The sequence below is a fragment of the Acinetobacter sp. ANC 4805 genome, assembly GCF_022549495.1.
GTDB lineage: Bacteria > Pseudomonadota > Gammaproteobacteria > Pseudomonadales > Moraxellaceae > Acinetobacter.
On record NZ_JAKZGD010000004.1, the window covers coordinates 63,434 to 81,427 of the forward strand.

The 17,994-nt window shown below is 37.2% G+C and carries 11 protein-coding genes and 2 pseudogenes; 6 read left to right on the forward strand and 7 right to left on the reverse strand.

Annotation, left to right across the window (positions count from 1 at the left end):
- Positions 1-69: 69 nt before the first annotated feature.
- Both MMP60_RS06680 and MMP60_RS06685 read left to right on the forward strand, forming a co-directional pair.
- Positions 70-1,152, forward strand: a complete 1,083-nt coding sequence (locus tag MMP60_RS06680; RefSeq protein ID WP_241335546.1) for a hypothetical protein — start codon at positions 70-72, stop codon at positions 1,150-1,152.
- Positions 1,152-1,475, forward strand: a complete 324-nt coding sequence (locus tag MMP60_RS06685) for an RnfH family protein (protein ID WP_241335547.1) — start codon at positions 1,152-1,154, stop codon at positions 1,473-1,475. The genes MMP60_RS06680 and MMP60_RS06685 overlap by 1 nt, the downstream gene beginning before the upstream one ends.
- A gap of 53 nt (positions 1,476-1,528) precedes the next feature.
- On the opposite strand, the gene bamE is transcribed toward MMP60_RS06685, so the two are convergent.
- Complete coding sequence (gene bamE / locus MMP60_RS06690) at positions 1,529-1,927, reverse strand: outer membrane protein assembly factor BamE (RefSeq protein ID WP_018679666.1); 399 nt, start codon at positions 1,925-1,927, stop codon at positions 1,529-1,531.
- Between the two features lie 111 nt (positions 1,928-2,038).
- On the opposite strand from bamE, the gene fur reads away from it, so the two are divergent.
- Complete coding sequence (gene fur / locus MMP60_RS06695; RefSeq protein ID WP_004663428.1) at positions 2,039-2,476, forward strand: ferric iron uptake transcriptional regulator; 438 nt, start codon at positions 2,039-2,041, stop codon at positions 2,474-2,476.
- Positions 2,477-2,698: 222 nt separating this feature from the next.
- On the opposite strand, the pseudogene MMP60_RS06700 reads toward fur, so the two are convergent.
- The 6 genes and pseudogenes from MMP60_RS06700 to MMP60_RS06720 all read right to left on the reverse strand — a co-directional run.
- Positions 2,699-3,001 (reverse strand): annotated as a pseudogene (locus MMP60_RS06700) (transposase); the annotation flags it as partial.
- Positions 3,002-3,132: 131 nt separating this feature from the next.
- Positions 3,133-3,404 (reverse strand): annotated as a pseudogene (locus tag MMP60_RS06705) (IS630 transposase-related protein).
- 295 nt (positions 3,405-3,699) lie between these two features.
- Entirely contained in the window at positions 3,700-4,491 is a 792-nt protein-coding gene (locus MMP60_RS06710; protein ID WP_241335549.1) for a hypothetical protein, read from the reverse strand.
- A 183-nt stretch (positions 4,492-4,674) separates the two neighbouring features.
- Positions 4,675-4,806 carry a hypothetical protein gene (locus MMP60_RS15915; RefSeq protein WP_277603702.1) on the reverse strand — a complete coding sequence of 44 codons (132 nt, stop codon included), beginning with the start codon at positions 4,804-4,806 and terminating at the stop codon, positions 4,675-4,677.
- 88 nt (positions 4,807-4,894) lie between these two features.
- The gene (locus tag MMP60_RS06715) at positions 4,895-5,272 is read right to left on the reverse strand and encodes a hypothetical protein (RefSeq protein ID WP_241335550.1); all 378 of its coding nucleotides are present in this window, start codon (positions 5,270-5,272) and stop codon (positions 4,895-4,897) included.
- Between the two features lie 107 nt (positions 5,273-5,379).
- Complete coding sequence (locus MMP60_RS06720; protein ID WP_241335551.1) at positions 5,380-7,209, reverse strand: phosphoenolpyruvate carboxykinase (GTP); 1,830 nt, start codon at positions 7,207-7,209, stop codon at positions 5,380-5,382.
- A 395-nt stretch (positions 7,210-7,604) separates the two neighbouring features.
- Between MMP60_RS06720 and MMP60_RS06725 the strand changes: the two genes are divergently transcribed.
- The 3 genes from MMP60_RS06725 to MMP60_RS06735 all read left to right on the forward strand — a co-directional run bounded on the left by MMP60_RS06725 (position 7,605) and on the right by MMP60_RS06735 (position 17,928).
- Positions 7,605-8,543: a diacylglycerol kinase family protein gene (locus MMP60_RS06725; protein WP_241335552.1), complete on the forward strand. Its 939-nt coding sequence runs from the start codon at positions 7,605-7,607 to the stop codon at positions 8,541-8,543.
- Positions 8,524-9,282 carry a metallophosphoesterase family protein gene (locus MMP60_RS06730; RefSeq protein WP_241335553.1) on the forward strand — a complete coding sequence of 253 codons (759 nt, stop codon included), beginning with the start codon at positions 8,524-8,526 and terminating at the stop codon, positions 9,280-9,282. Before MMP60_RS06725 ends, MMP60_RS06730 begins: the two co-directional genes overlap by 20 nt.
- Positions 9,283-9,570: 288 nt before the next feature.
- Positions 9,571-17,928: an Ig-like domain-containing protein gene (locus MMP60_RS06735; protein ID WP_241335554.1), complete on the forward strand. Its 8,358-nt coding sequence runs from the start codon at positions 9,571-9,573 to the stop codon at positions 17,926-17,928.
- Positions 17,929-17,994 lie beyond the last annotated feature (66 nt).

The window sequence follows — 17,994 nt, forward strand, 5'->3', positions numbered from 1 at the left end:
AATAGATTGAATATTTCATTGTAAGCTCCATAAAGCACAATGAGTTCAAAGCTTTTTAAGGAATGCAGTATGCAGGACACAACTCTGTCACGCTGGCTTACACCAGTGATGGCGTTTTGCTTATCTTTTGTCATGATTAGCACATTAGCACCAACTGTGGGTATCCAAATTGATCGTCAATTTGATTTTTGGCTTTTGTGGTTGGGAACCATGCTTTTATTAGCATTACCGATTGGTTATCTTGAAATTGCTTTGGCAAAACGTTCACAGACAACCGCGCTACAAGCGCTTTCTACCTTAACACGTGATGCAGATGCTTCACCAAGATGGCGCGTAGTCGGGTGGTTAGCCGTTGTTTTTGTTCCTTTCTTTGCAGGTAGTATTGTAAATACATCGGCTTATGTTGTGAGTCAGCAGCTTGGATTAAATCTTCCGACTCAAATTATTTTTGCGATTTTTGCCGTTATTGCATTGGGATTGTCTTTTATCCCTCGTCAATTTTTGATTGGTTTGACAACTGTTGGTGTTATTGCTGCTTTTATTCTTGCCAATGTAATGGGAACTCATTTAGCCGCTTGGCATTGGACGGGGATTGAGTTTAAAGAGTGGGGCAATGCCACTGTTCTTGCTCTAGTCGCAAGTGGTTTAGGGCTAGGACTCTATTGGCAGAGCAGCCTATCGACTTTAAGCAAACAACAATCAGCAACAACGTCAGCATTTCCTATTTGGATTGCACAATTGCTTGCGGTTATTGCTTTTGGTTTCTTCTCTGTTCAAGCACAACTTCCTGCTTTGGTCTGGGGCTTTGTTGCAACGATATCTGCTGCTTTGCTTATTCAATGTGCAAAAGAACAGTTAGCACAGCGTCAACTTGCAATCGTGATTCAATGGGTTATTGTTCTTGCTGCAATTGCAGTGTGGGCTGTACCACAAGTTGAGCAAATTTTTAATACACTATTGATGCTATGGGGATTGGCGATTTGTTTGATTTATGCCGTATTTGCAGGTTGGATTATGAAGATTAGCCATCTTCGTAAAGCCATGGGCTTTAGTAATGAACTATTTTATAACGTTTGGCGTATTGCGGTACGCTTAGTTTTACCGCTTTCAATCGTGATCGCAATCATGGCTGTTATTGGGCAAGTGTTGTAATGGAACATGCAAAACAAGTTTGGGTTGCTTTTACAACACCTGAACAGCAATTCTATATTGCTGTCACCTTTAGTGAAGGGATGAATGCGCAGCAAGCGATTGATGCAAGTGGTATCGCAGAACAGGTCACACTGCCAGAAGTTCTGAATCTTGGGGTGTTTGGTAGCAAAATTGAAGCGGATACTGTTTTGCAAGAGGGTGATCGGGTTGAAATCTATCGTGCTTTGACCATTAATCCAAAGGATATTCGACGTAAGCGAGCTGCACAGAATCCCGTTGGGCGTTTTATTAAAGGTAATCGTTTTAGACCATCAGGTTCATAAATAAAACCCCTCACGAATGACTCGATGAGGGGTTTCTTTTTTTTAGAAAGTAATTATAGTGGTGGCGCAGTCAAAATTGCTTCTTTTGATGCAGGTAAACCAGGTTGTGATTCAGGGATTGTATCTAGACCTTCTAAACGTTCAACGTTGCCATTTGCATCAAAATAAATTTTTAAATGTTGACCACGGGCTGCTGGTATTTTTGCTTTTTTCGCATAAGTACCAGGCGTATAGTTGTAGATATAGTCCCAGCGTAAAGGATTTAATGGGTCTGTAACAGTTGGGCTGCCCAGTAGGAAACGAACTTGCTGAAAGCTCATGCCGACTTGTACTTGAGATGCTTGGGCTTTGGTTAATGGTGTTCCTTGTGGAATATCGACTTTATAAACACCAAAGACTGAACAACCGCTAAGTACTGAAGTGACGAATAACGCCAGCATGATTTTTTGCATTTTGCTACACTATCCTGATAAATGATGATGCATTTGGTTCAAGGATAGATCATACTGCATCTAAACTCTATTGCCTATTCCAACTTAAGATTTGTTGAGAGACCTTTTTACATGCCTATTTCCAATCAAGACTTACGCAAAGCTGGACTTAAAGTCACCCTTCCTCGTATTAAGATTTTGGAATTATTAGAAAATTCAAAGCAACATCATTTAAGTGCTGAAGATATTTATAAAACTTTGCTTGAGCAAGGTGAAGATGTTGGTTTAGCAACGGTTTACCGTGTGTTAACACAATTCGAAGCTGCGGGTATTATTCAGCGTCACCATTTCGAAAATAACCATTCAGTTTTTGAAATCATGCAAGAAGATCATCATGATCATTTAGTTTGCCTAAACTGTAACAAAGTCGTTGAATTTACGAATGATATTATTGAGAAAGAGCAGCATGCTGTTGCGGATCAGCACAACTTTGCTTTAACTGGACACTCTTTGAACTTATATGGTTATTGTAGTGATTCTGAATGCCAAGATGCTTATCGCAAAAAATAAGCTCTATTCAGTTAAAAATGAGTAATTTACTAAAAAGAAACAATTAAAAAAGGAAGGTGATAAAAAACCTTCCTTTTTTAATGCTTAGATTAGTATTTGAAGTGCAACACCATGCTTTTGAAATAATATGTGAATACTAGTGCCTCCACTGACACCAATATTTTAGCATGACGTTTCTTTTAATTGCTCATAGGATGTTTTATTATTCATGGCTATATGAGGTCAGGCATAATTGTAAAATGCCTCCCATTCGGCAAGCTTGGATTTTAAATCCATATCTTTTTTTATAGGATTTAAATCAGGACTGTATGCAGGAAGCCAAAGTATCTGATGTCCTTGTTGTTCCAATAATACCTGAGTATCCGCTCTTTTATGAAATGTTGCATTATCTATAACCGCAATACTATTCTTCGGTAATTCAGGGATCAGTAGTCGCTCAACCCAAAAATGAAAAACATCAGCATTGATTTTGCAATCAAATAACCTGACTACAAACAATTTCTGTTGATGAATTGCTCCAATTGCATTGGTCTGATTTTTTAACTGTCAATTATATTGTCCCAAACAGGGTTCTCCCCTTTGAGAATAACTATTTTCTAATAACTTTATTTGTTTAATAAATCTTTCTCTAAGTTCTGAGTTAGCTTTTGGGTGACTTAGCGTCTTTTTTTAACTGTAATACCTAGGTGTTTTAAAGCATCACCAATAATGAGGTTCCATATACAAAACGTGCAGCCCGTTCATATTGATAGTCATCAGGATATTTTTCAACATCAGCACGTAAAGCATCATGATCAATTTTAGAAGGTTTACGTGGATGAATTCTTTTGATCTCTATACGTTTCTTCTATTGGACAATCGTATTTTTATCAATTTCAAATTGAGCGGAAATAGCTCGAATAGAATATCTTTCTTCAAGCTTAGCCAATACTTTCTTTCTAAAATGTTCTGAATTAAGTCATTCTATGAGTGTATGTTATTTTTAACAGATTTACTATAGTTTGGAATGTCGTGTGCTTCCGTTACGCAATAATGATGTGGCAACACTGGAAGCGTATGGCCAATTTATTTTACTCCCTGATTTCTACACATTGATGATTTAAATCTTCTATTAATTGATGCTTGATTTTAGAGTGTTTTGATGAAAACCGAACGTGAGCAATTACTCATTGTATGTAGCTCGCGTTGTTAATAGGCGCGAGGCATCCGTCTAACGTTGGAAATCAGCGGGCCGCTTTAGCGGGTCCGCTGAATTGACTTGTTATGCCTGCGGTTGGTTGAGTTTTAATATTGTCGTAGATATACGACGCGATTAAGGAGCCAGTGATGCCAAGCAGGATGGCAAATGTACTTGAAATTGTCAGAGCAACCAAAGGTTTAGCCTTTACAAAATCAAGTGCCCGATAGTAGAGATGCTTACGAATTTTTCGTATTTCACTTTGTACGGTCTTTATCGTTTGAGTCGAAACACGCTCATTCCTGAGGCGTTCCTCGCACTCAACGCAAACAACCGGTTTATTGCACGATTCGACTAGATCAGATTTGATACCATTCATGTCAAATAGGCATCCACGTGTTTCGTCGTGGGTGAAACTTGGTGCTTCTCCGAAGCTAGGGAATTTATTTCCTGATCTCCTATAACGCAGTGTATATGCGTATAGAACACGAAGGATTGCGTTTTCAAGTGGAATGTTTTCCCAAGCAAGAAACTCTTTAATTTGGTTAAACGTAAAAACAATCTGGTTATCGCCAAGCCGTCTTGAGTACCAGTTATCTTGAATTGGTACGTTGACAATTGCTATTAGAAAATCTGCGCCAGTATGTTCTGGTAGTTGGGCTTTCAGTAGCGTATCGGAGAAAACCCAGCCATCACTATCTGAGTCACAGCGTAATGCGAAGTTTTCAATATCCCCGGCCAACTTAAACACATCAGACTTCCAAGCTGAAACTCGGCTGAGGTCTAGATGTAATGGTAAATGACCGATGGTTATGACCTTTATTTTTGCTTTTCCCATGTGTTCAAAGACTCAAGTGGCATAACTATTCTTATGCGGCAGAAATAACACATAAGATTCCAAATTCTGCTGTATAAGATACCTGATTGATTGAAAATGAAACAAAAATAATTGATTTATTTGAATTTAAACTATCAATAAATAATAAAATGTCAGTTCAACAGCCCAAATTGCTTGATTTAGTTAGACAGCGTATGCGTTATAAGCATATGAGTTATAAGATTGAATAGGCGTATTATTTGAGATATTTCTAGTCGTGAAGAAACCAAAATCTTCGATTTTCTGACGTGTCACTACGTTGATGGTTTGTGGCATTATTGCTTTCTCAACTACATTACAAATGTGTTGCATTCCATTACTGAATCCGCCAAATAAAAAGGTCGCGATTGCGACCTTTTATCAATTATTTAATTTCTATTCCGCCTAATGACTGGCAACTAGGAGGGGTGGATAACCACTTAATCGCTGTGCCCGTCATTACTGGTCTAACGAGTCGCCATGGCCAAAAGCCAAATCGTTGACTTGCATTGTAATGAATGACTGCATCGGCACCGAGTTTATGTGTCTTATCTACGATTCTTGGGTAAAGGTCTGTTACGCTACCATAAGTTCCTTTCCCAATTTTTAAACGCTTAATTTCTGTAAATTGATGATTTGTTGGAGTGCCTTTAATAAGGCAAATTGGCGTTGATGGTTGGAGTGTATTGGCTGAAATGTCTTGTGCATTTGCCACATTAGAAGTCACCCATAAAATGGTCGTACAAATAATAAATTTTTTCATGATTTTCCCCTTGGTTTTACTAAAAATTATTCTTAATAAAAAGGCCGCCGAAGCGACCTTTTAAAATCTCCCTTAATTCCTCTTGATGAAAGAGGGAGGCGGGGGAATTAAGCAGATTTAACAGCTGCTAATAACTCATTTTGACGATCTTTAAGCGCTTGAGGTAAGCGATCACCAAGTTTAGTAAATAACTCAGTGTGGCTTTCAAGTTCTTTGATCCATTGATCTTTGTCTTGAGCTGTTACTGTATTGAATTGCTCTTTAGAGAAATCAATACCTGTCCAGTTCAACTGTTCATAAGTTGGAACTAAACCGATTGGTGTTTCAGTCGCTTCAGCACGACCTTCACAACGATCGATGATCCACTCAAGAACACGCATGTTTTGACCGAAACCAGGCCATACGAAGTTGCCTTCAGCATCACGACGGAACCAGTTTACGTTGAAGATTTTTGGTAATTTATTACCAGCAGCTTCAGCTTTTGCACCCACTTCTTGACCGAGTTGTAACCAGTGACCGAAATAGTCAGCCATGTTGTAACCCGCAAATGGAAGCATTGCGAATGGGTCACGACGAACGATACCTTGTTGACCAACAGCCGCAGCAGTTGTTTCAGAACCCATTGTTGCAGCTTTATAAACGCCATCAACCCAGTCAAAAGCTTCTGATACTAAAGGCACTGTATCTGCACGACGACCACCGAAGATGAATGCAGAAATTGGTACACCCGCTGGATTTTCCCAGTCAGCATCAATCGAAGGACATTGACCCGCAGAAACGGTAAAGCGAGAGTTTGGATGTGCTGCTTTTTCGCCTTCAACGTAAGGTTGACCTTTCCATGTTGTTAGGTCAGCTGGGACTTCTTTAGTTAGACCTTCCCACCATACTTCGCCGTCTTTGGTCACTGCAACGTTTGTATAAATAACGTCTTTATGCATTGTTGCAATACAGTTCGGGTTGGTTTTGGTATTTGTACCAGGTGCAACACCGAAGAAACCAGCTTCAGGGTTGATTGCATATAAGCGACCATCTTCACCTGGTTTGATCCAAGCAATATCATCACCTACAGTTTCAATTTTCCAACCTTCATAACCTGCTGGTGGAATCAACATTGCAAAGTTTGTTTTACCACATGCAGAAGGGAATGCTGCTGCGATGTAGTGTTTCTCGCCTTGTGGATTCGTCACACCTAAAATAAGCATGTGCTCAGCTAACCAACCTTGTTCACGACCCATTGCAGAAGCAATACGTAATGCTAGGCATTTCTTACCAAGTAATGCATTACCACCATAACCAGAACCGTAAGACCAGATTTCACGAGTTTCTGGGTAATGAACGATATATTTTTCGTTATTACATGGCCAAGCAACATCTTTTTGACCGTCTTTTAATGGAGCAGCAACAGTATGCACACATGGGATAAACTCACCATCTGTACCTAATACGTCATAAACTGCTTTACCCATACGTGCCATTTTTGTCATGCTGACAGCAACGTAAGGTGAATCTGTTAATTCAATACCGATATGAGCAATATGGCTGCCTAAAGGACCCATTGAGAAAGGAACAACGTACATCGTACGACCTTCCATTGAGCCATCAAATAAGCCATTTAATTTCGCACGCATTTCAGCAGGTGCAACCCAGTTGTTTGTTGCGCCAGCATCTTCTTGGTTTTCCGAGCAAATATAAGTGCGGTCTTCAACACGAGCAACATCAGAAGGATCAGAATTTGCAAGATAAGAACCAGGATGTTTTTCTTGGTTAAGTTTTTGCATAGTGCCGTTAGCAATCATCAAGTCGATCAGACGTTGATATTCTTCTGCGCTTCCGTCACACCATTCAATTTTTGCTGGTTTAGTTAATTTTGCAATTTCTTCCACCCATGCAATAAGCTTAGGGTGACGAACGAATTCTGGTGCGTTCACTTGGGTCATGGTGATGCCTTTTTAAAGTGTGTACGACGTACAGTTCTATTCATTGGATGACAATGAAAATAGATGAAGTAAAAAAAGTGGCTGTATTAAAGCATAAAATCGTAAAAAAAATAAGATGCTGCAAAGTTAAAACTCGTTAATATAAGAATGTATATTTTTACTTAAAACATTGTTTTTGTTTGTTTTGATTGTTTTTTGCTATTCTATATGATTTTTTTATGTGTGTTATTTTTATTAAAAATTATAATTAAAAACAATGATTTAAATTTGTTTATTTTTTTGAGAATTATTATTGATAAATTGAATAATGCTCATCCAAAATTTACATAAACAAGCTTTTATTTGTTGATTTTGTAAACAAAAATACAGGTAAATTATTTTAAAGGCTGATGTGAGTGAAGCAAGATTTGCAGCCCTTATCGATTATCTATAATCAGAAATCAGGATTCCATGCGACACAACAAGAGGATGTTTATGAAAGTTTGATGACATTGTGGACACAATATCATTTTGAAATTCAGGTTTTTAAATTAAATCAACACATTGATTTTGATGAAATGATGATAAATGTTTTAGCTCGTCATCAACATGCACATTTGCGTGGTGTTGTGGTGGCTGCGGGTGGTGATGGAACCTTAAATGCCGTTGCAAAAAAGTTGCTACATACTGATATTCCGATGGGAATCATCCCTTTAGGAACTTTTAATTATGTTGCACGTGCGTTAGATATTCCGATTGATGTGGTTCAAGCAGCAGAGCTGATTGCTATAGGTCAACCACGCGATGTTCATGTGGCAATGATCAATGATCAAATTTATTTGAATAATGCCAGTCTAGGTTTATATCCTTTATTCATCAAGAAACGTGAATTATATAATCACTATTTAGGGCGTTTTCCATTACATGCTTATACGTCAGCTTTGGATGTATTGCTTCGTGAACATAAATCATTAAAGCTTGCGGTTACTGTCGACGGTCAAAAGTATCCTGTTGCGACGCCTTTAATTTTTTTTGGAAATAATCAACTGCAATTGAGTGATATGAAATTAAGAATTGCAGAATGTGCGGCAAAAGGAAAGTTGGCAGGCGTAGTGGTTGCTAAAAGTGATCGACTCAGTTTATTAAAAATGTTGTGGCGGTTAATTCAAGGGAAAATTGACCAGACGAGAGATGTTTATTCTTTCTGTGCTGAGGAAATACGAGTTGATTGTAAAAAGTCAAAACTCACTGTTGCAGTAGATGGTGAGTTGGTGCAGATGCAGCCGCCATTAAAATTTTCAGTTAAAAAATCAGCGTTAAAAGTGATGGTTCCAAATGTTGTTACACCTGTCTGATCTACATTTTGGTACTGAGCGTGTGGGATGTATTCAAGCCATACAGCAATTTTGTCAGCAATATCGTCCAGAAGCGATTGTTGTGAGTGGTGATCTTACACAGCGCGCTCGTTTTAAGCAGTTTTATCATTGTCGTCAGTTTTTAGATTCTCTGCATATCCCATATCTTGTGGTGCCAGGCAATCATGATATTCCGCTTTATCATGTCTGGAATCGTTTTTTCTCCCCATTTGTTCGTTATCAAGCTTTCTTTGGCGGTTTAGAACCGACTTTGGAAACGGAGCATTTTTATATTGTCGGGATGAATAGTATTCGTCGTAGATACCATACACGAGGACATATTTCTCTTGAACAAATTCATGAGACGAGCAGAAAGCTAAAGAATGCACCAGCCAATAAAATAAAATTAGTCGTTTTCCATCAACCTTTTTATACCTTTCCCAATGAGCATGGCGATAGGGATTGTCCTGTACTGGCTAAAATTGCATTAGAAGCTTGGGGTGAAGAGGGATTGTTTGGTTTATTACACGGGCATTTGCATAAAGTGGCTGTACATGATTTAAATCAAATTTTTCAGTTGGGATTTGATCATCCAATTTTAGATATTCATGCTGGAACGGCAACTTCAAATCGATTGCGTTTTGGATTGTCAAATAGTTTTAATGTGATTTTGGAAGATGGAACAATTGAGCATTATTGGTTTGATGAATCCTCTATAAAATTTAAAAGAAATTTTTGAATTTTTATATATGTTTTAAATCTAAGTAGTAGATTAGTTGGTTGTTATCTAATAATATTGCACTTGTTTTGTTTTTCTATATTAAGAATGAAGGGATGTTATTGTTTTAAGTTCATTTTTAATTGAAATGGTATTAATGAATCTAATTTTAATTTGGTCTTATGTAAAGTTGGTTTTTCTAATTTTTACTTAATTAAAAGTGGATTTTTATATTATTTTGATTTAACTAAATCTTAATATTTAAGAATAAATTTAAATAAATAATTATTTTAAATGTATGGTGGGGAAATGACAAAGGTATCATTGATAACTAAGAATTCTGCTGGAAAATTTGTAGAAGATAGTGTTGTTCAGATCGGGACAGCCGCAACAAAAACAATAACATTAAAACCAAATACGATTCTTAAGTTGGAAATAAAACCAGAAGACATTTCATCTGTTGCCAAAGAAGGGAATAATGCCGTCATCTACTTAAAAGATGGAACAAAAGTTGTTTTAGAGAATTTCTATATCGTCGATAATCCACAAATTCTTTTACAGAATGGTCAGCAATTTTGGACTGCAAAATTAACTCAAGATGCAACTAGTCAAGCTGTAATTGACTATGTAGAGCTTAGTAATGTACCTGCATTGATAACAGCAAGTGATACTATTCCAATGTGGAATTGGCTTGTTGGTGGCTTAGCTGGTGCAACAGCAGTTGCTGTATTTTCTGAAAAAGATTCTAAAGATACAACTCCTCCAATATCAGGAAGCCTAAGTTTTTCTCATTTTGTTGATACGGGACACTTACCTACTGATTATTTATCACAAGATAAAAGTTTTACTTTGGTTTTAACTGGGCAAGAAGCGAATACCAGTATTACCTATTTGATGTCAAAAGATAATGGACAAACTTGGACAGAAACAACGGTTAATCAAACTGATTTAGCAGATGGTAGCTATCAGTTTAAAGCGATTGTAAAAGATGCAGCAGGAAATAGTTCCGAGACCGCTGTTCAAAAAGTTGTGATTGATACCACAGCACCCAATGCAGGTGTTTTGCAGCTCAGTGATTTTACAGATACAGGTATGTCTGAGACTGATCAAATCAGCCAAGATAAGAGTTTTACATTAGCTTTAACGGGGCAAGAGATTGGTGCGAATGTCACTTATTTAATGTCAAAAGACAATGGGCAAACTTGGACAGAAACAACGGTTAATCAAACTGATTTAGCAGATGGTAGTTATCAGTTTAAAATTGTTGTTGCAGATGTGGCTGGGAATCGTTCAGAAACAGCGATTCAAAAAGTTGTGATTGATACTACAGCACCAAATGCAGGTGTTTTGCAGCTCAGTGATTTTACAGATATAGGTATGTCTGAGACTGATCAAATCAGCCAAGATAAAAGCTTTACATTAGTTTTAACTGGGCAAGAAGCGAATACCAGCATTACCTATTTAATGTCAAAAGACAATGAACAAACTTGGACAGAAACAACGGTTAATCAAACCGATTTAGCAGATGGTAGTTATCAGTTTAAAGCGATTGTAAAAGATGCAGCAGGAAATAGTTCCGAGACTGCTGTTCAAAAAGTTGTGATTGATACCACAGCACCAAACGCAGGTGTTTTGCAGCTCAGTGATTTTACAGATACAGGTGTGTCTGAGACTGATCAAATCAGCCAAGACAAGAGTTTTACTTTACAACTTACACAACCAATCATCGTTGGTGAGCAAATTGCATTCTTAGATCATTTTGAAGTATCTACAGATGGTGGTCAAACTTGGAATATTACAGATGCAGCTCAGACTGATTTAGCAGATGGTAGCTATCAGTTTAAAGCAGTTGTAACAGATATAGCAGGGAATTATTCTGAAACAGCAATCCAACAAGTGACTGTTGATCGTAAATTAGAATTATTAAATAATATTGTTAAAATTAAATCTGTTACAGATGATAATGCGATAAGCCTATCTGAAAAAGATCAGACCATTCCAATCCGAATTCAGATAGATCATTTACCTAATGATGTAAATCAGACACTAACAAATGTGAGTACCTTGATTGGTGAAACAATCATTAATTTTACATTTGATCCGACTTATCAAGATTGGGTAGCTGAGATTCCAGCAACCAGTTTATGGTCAGAAGGACAACAGAATAGTTTAACAATAGATGTACGTTTTGTTGACATCGCAGGCAATACCACAACGCTTCAACAAAGCCATGATTTTCAATTAAATCATATACCGACTGCCCCTCAGCTATTAGTGGCAAAATCAAATAACTTAGATGGTTCAATTATTTCGGGTACTGCTTATAAGGGAAGTATCGTTGATTTTTATACCGTAAGCGGTGAATGGATCGCGAGTACAGTTGCAAATGAGCAAGGTGAATTCACACTCAAAACATCGCTAATTAATGCCGATCAGGAAATTTATGTCACTGCAAAAGTTGATGAATACACCAGTGAGGTATCATTACCAATTACAGTTGTTGAGGTTCCATTTCTTAATATTATAAAAATTAGCCCAGAAGGTATCATTACAGGTTATGCAACTGAGGGTAGCCATTTTTCCGTAAGAGATGCTGAAGGTAATCTTATTCAAGTCTTTTCATCTGTGAAGTTTGATGACTCAATTACAACACCACTTAACCTTATGAATTTAGGAGGTGTTCAGCCGTTTACACTTACATTAGACAAACCTTTGGCGGAAGGTTCAGAAATCATTATTACAGCTGAAAAAGATGGATTTATTGGCTATCCACAGTTAATTGTTACCGATTACACACCAGCAGAATTTTTAGAAAAACCCGTGTTTAACGAAGAGGGTAATAATTTATTAGTGCATACCAATGAGCCAAATACTTTAATTTTGGTATTTGCTGATTCATCTGAAAATATGATTGGTTTTGGGTATTCTGATGAAAATGGTATAGCTCATGTAGAAATTTTGCAGACTCTTAATGAGGGTGAGCAGGTTAGAGTTCAGTTGGTTGATAAAAATCAAAATATGAGTGAAGTCATTATTGGTGCTCCAAACTTTGCTTATGCTCCAAATATTTATCATATTTCTCAAGATGGCCTAATTTCTGGTTGGGTTGAAACAAATAGTACCATTATTGTAAAAGATGCAAATGGCGTTGTATTAGGGGAGGAATTATCAGGTGGAGGGCTTATTTGGAATCATGATTTTACCGAATTTAACTTATCGGTTAATCGCCCGTTGACTGATGGTGAGCAATTATTTATCCATATTATTGATGTTAAAGGTCTAGTTAGTCCTGAGACGGTAATTAATGTTGATTTCACACCACCGCCAGCTCCTACTCATCTATATTTTAATGAAGAGGGTGATTGGATTTATGGAACAGCAGAAGCGTTCACTGAAATCACCATTACCGATAAAAATGGAACAGTTTTAAATCATTGGGGATGGGATCGTTGGACAGATCAAGATGGTAATTTTGCCATAGAGTTAAATCATTACCTAACCAATGCAGATATTGTGTATGTAACTGCTAAAGATAGTAATGGGAATATAAGTTTAGTCACAGAGGTGACAGCGCCGAATTATGCTTTTGCTCCAATCATTGAAAATCTGACTAATCAGGGGCTTTTTACTGGTTATGCAGAAAGTAACAGCACGCTTATTATTAAAGATGCTCATAATGTAACTATCGCTGAAATTGTGATTAGCAATAACAATAGTGGAAATGATTTAAGCTATTTTAGCTTCAATCTGAATAAATCACTCATAAACGGTGAAACATTTTCTCTGTCAATTATTGACCATAATGGATTGATTAGTGCTGAAACGATCGTTATTGCCGATGTAGTCGCACCAGAGCCAGCACAAAATGTGATGTTCACAGAAGATGGATATTATCTCAATGGTATGGCTGAGTTAGGCTCAACTATTCAAATATTTGACCGAAATGGCACTCAAGTGAATTGGTATGCAAATGTTCAATTGGATGGTTCATTTCATATTGGTTTAGGAAATCATTATTTACATGGTGAAGCATTTACTGTCACTGTGACGGATCGAGCTGGTAATATCAGTCAAGCCATCTCAATAAATGCCCCTATTGATGATATTGCGCCAAATCCAATTGAAAATATTGTCTTAAATGAAAATGGCTCTAGCTTCATAGCAAATGCAGAAGCGAATAGTCGAATCGAGGTGCTAGACCAATCAGGACGTAGTGTTGGTTGGGGAAGCACGGATAGTCAGGGCAATGTATCAGGTTATTTTAATCAGATTTACTTACATGGCGAGCAACTTACTTTTGTTGTAGTTGATCGTGCAGGGAATCGTAGTACTGAAGTTAAACAAATAGCGTTAAATGATGATGTTGCTCCAAATGTGATTGCAAACATAATTTTCAATGAAAATGGTCAGAGTTTTACAGGATTAGCTGAAGCAGAAAGTCGAATCGAAGTATTTGATGCAATTGGTGCTCAAGTCGGTTGGGGAAATACCGATAGCTCAGGAAGTGTAAGTGGTTATCTGAATCAAACATATCTTAAAGGGCAAGAACTTAGCTTTGTAGTGATAGATCGAGCAGGGAATCGTAGTGTTGAAGTTAAACAAATAGCGTTAAATGATGATGTTGCTCCAAATGCGATTACAAACATAATTTTCAATGAAAATGGTCAAAACTTTACTGCAGTTGCTGAAGCACAAGGTCAAGTTGAAGTTTTAAATGCTGCTGGTTATCAAGTGGGTTGGGGGTATGTTGATAATTCAGGTAATGTATCCGGAACTTTCTATCAAACATATTTCAAGGGGCAAGAACTTACATTCGTTGTGATAGACCGTGCAGGGAATCGTAGTGTTGAAGTTAAACAAACAGCGTTAAATGATGATGTTGCTCCCAATGCAATTACAAACATAATTTTAAATGAAAATGGTCAAAACTTTACTGCAGTTGCTGAGGCACAAAGTCAAGTTGAAGTTTTCGATGCAACTGGCACTAAAGTTGGTTGGGGAAATACCGATAGCTCAGGAAATGTAAGTGGTTATTTGAATCAAACATATCTCAAGGGACAAGAACTTACATTCGTTGTAATAGACCGTGCAGGGAATCGTAGTGTTGATGTTAAACAAACAGCGTTAAGCGATGATATTGCACCAAGTCCAATTAAACAGATAGTGTTGAATGAGGATGGTCAGCGTTTCACAGCTCAAGCAGAAGCCGATAGCCAAATTGAGGTTCTTGATCAGTTAGGTGGTCGGGTGGGTTGGGGCTATGTTGATGGTGTAGGTAATGTTTCAGGTTATTTTAATCAGATTTACTTACATGGTGAACAGCTTTCATTTGTTGTTGTGGATCGAGCAGGGAATCGTAGTACAGAAGTTAAGCAAATAGCCCTCATTGATAATATTGCACCGAATGCAATTCAGAATATTGTCTTAAATGAAAATGGTTCGAACTTTACAGCACAAACCGAAGTTGGAAGCTCTATTGAAGTATTAGATCAATCAGGTAATAGAGTTGGTTGGGGTTTTGTGGATAGTTTGGGTAATGTCTCAGGCTCTTTCAATCAAGTTTACTTACATGGTGAGGAACTTCGTTTTATTGCAATAGATCGTGCAGGGAATCGTAGTTCTGAAGTTAAACAAACAGCGTTAAATGATGACGTTGCACCGAATGTGATTGCAAACATAATTTTTAATGAGAATGGTCAGAATTTTATTGGATTAGCTGAAGCAGAAAGTCGAATCGAAGTATTTGATGCAACTGGTGCTCAAGTCGGTTGGGGAAATACCGATAGCTCAGGAAGTGTAAGTGGTTATCTGAATCAAATATATCTTAAAGGGCAAGAACTTACCTTTGTAGTGATAGACCGAGCAGGTAATCGAAGTGTTGAAGTTAAAGAAAATGCTTTAATTGATGATATTGCACCATCAACTGTTAAAAGTATGAGATTGACCTCAGATGGATGGCTTTTGGGTGAGGCAGAGCCTAATTCAACTATTGAGATTATTGATCAATATGGTGCAGTTATTACAACAACCAATGTTGGGTATGATGGAACTTTTAGTCAATTAATCAATTTGAGCCATTACCAAACACAAAATTTGAGTTTAATTGTCAAAGATATTGCTGGTAACCGCAGTGAGGTTGTTCATAAGTTAGTACCTCTTTCTATTCATTCACCAGATGCTGCAATAGAGCTAAAACTCGATGTGAATGGTCATATTTTGACTGGTAAGGCAACAGCGGGAATGATGATCGCTGTTACATCAACCAATGGCGAGATCGTTAATTGGTTGTGGAACAGTATAGCGAATGAGGATGGTAGTTTTAATATTCAGTTAAATAACTATTATCTACAAGGACAGATATTACAAGTTAGAGTTTTTGACCAGAATACGAATCAATATAGTCTAATCACCGAAATTATTGCACCCGTAGACAATCTAGTTCCAGTGATTGATGAGGTGGTGATTATTAATGATGGTTATGTCATTACTGGGAAAAGTGATTCAAAAGCTATCATTAGGATAATGGATGCGGATGGTGACTTTAGAGGAGAATATCAAGCGGACGAAACAGGGTATTTTTCTTCCAATATTTATCCACCAATATTACGTGGTGAGCAGTTATTTATCACTGCAACAGATTTAGCCAAAAATGTAAGTAGTCCATTTGGTATTATTTTTAATGCAGATAGTAATGCACCGAAATCTGCGGAAAATGTTGTTATCTCTGAAAATGGTTTTATTATTAAGGGAGATGCGATACCAAATGGTTATGTGCGTATTGTTGATGCGAAAAGTAATTATATTGCCAATGGCAAGGTAGATGAATCGGGACACTTTAATATCCAGTTAAACTCACCTCAGACAGGTGGACAAACTTTACGCATAGTTGTAGAGCAAAATGGCTACCAAAGTACTTATGCAGAAATTACAGCACCATTGGATCTTGTTGCACCAAATGCAGCAACGCAGCTTATATTGGAAAATGGAAATAGCCTTTCAGGGCTGGCTGAAGCTTATTCAACAGTTAATATTTTTGATACGAATAATAATCTAGTTGGTCAGACCACAGTTGGTAGTGATGGAATCTTCTCGACATGGTTATGGTCACAATATTGGCATGGTGAAACACTGATCGTAAAAGTTGTTGATGCCAATCAAAATGTAAGTCCAATTACAACAGTTGTTGCTATCAATGATGTGATAGCACCAAATGCAGCGACACAGCTTGCCATACATGAAGGAGGTTATTTGCTCGTTGGACAAGCAGAAAGTAATACTACTGTTGAACTCATTTATCATTTTGCTGACCAAAACTCATCTTTAACGAGCACTACAGCGTGGGCAGATGGAACTTTCTCTATTTATATATATGAAAATGCAACGTCTTTTGAACTTACTGTGGTTGATCGTGCTGGAAATCGTAGTGAAAAAATCACTCAATTAATTAATGACTTACCTAGAATAGCTGTTGATCAATTTAAAGGTGATGCTACAGATAATACTTATAGTGTTGATCATAAGAATGATTTTGTTCAGGAATATACGGTTATTACTCATGATGTATTTCAGGATGTTTGGATTGATACCAGTCATTATGAAGAACAATGGGTGGTGTCAGGTTATAGTACTTATTTATGGGTAGAGTCTAGTTACTATCAAGATGTATGGATTGATACTAGTTATTATGAAGATGTTTGGGTTGATACAAGTTTTTACCAAGATGTATGGATTGTCGATGGTACGCGTGATGTCTACACCGATTTGAATGGATTAAATTATTACTCAAATGATGGTTCGTATTATATCTACCTAAGTAGTTATTACGACTATAACTTAAATCAATGGCAGTTAGGTCGTGAGCTTTTTGGTCCAGATGTTGAAGAAATAGGTCATTATGAGCAACAACCCGTGCGAGATGGTTATTATGAGTCTAAATGGGTGGAGCAAGGTTATTATGAGACGCAATTTGTTAATGATGGTTATTTTGAAGAAGTTTGGGTAGACACGAGTGATTACGAAAGTGTATTGGTTGAAAGTGGCTATTGGGAAACGCGACAAGTTGATGTCGATTATGAGGATATTGATCTAGGTGGGTATGATAAAATCATCAGTTCTGTGAGTTATAGCTTAGTTGATCAATATCAATTGGTTACAGATGTGTCATCACAAGAATTAGTATTAGAAAGTGGTCGTTATGTTGAAGATATTGAATTGGTTGGTTCTGCAAATCTAAATGCAACTGGAAATGCTTTAAATAATATTTTAACAGGTAACTCTGCTAATAATATTTTGAATGGGCGTGAAGGTAATGATACCTATATAACTAATCAAGGCTCAGATATCATTCTGTTCCAATTACTGAACGTTCAAGATGTTACTGGCGGGAATGGGCAAGATACAGTCTTAGACTTCTATTTGGGTGACGCTAAAACGAATGCTCAAGCTGATCAAATTGATCTTAGCGATTTGTTGGTTGGATATTCAGAAAACACCAGTTCAGTATCAGAATTTATCAATGTTAAACAAGAAAATGGAAATACGATTATTAGTATTGATCGGGATGGTACAGAGACAACTTTTGAGAGTGCGCAGTTGATTGCATTAAATCAAACCAGTACAACTTTAGATGAATTGCTCAATAATCAGCAGATAGTCTTGTTCCATTAAAAATGAGAGAGCTGTCGATGACAGCTCTTTTTTATTCTGTGGAGACAATTTGTTCAATCAAAATCA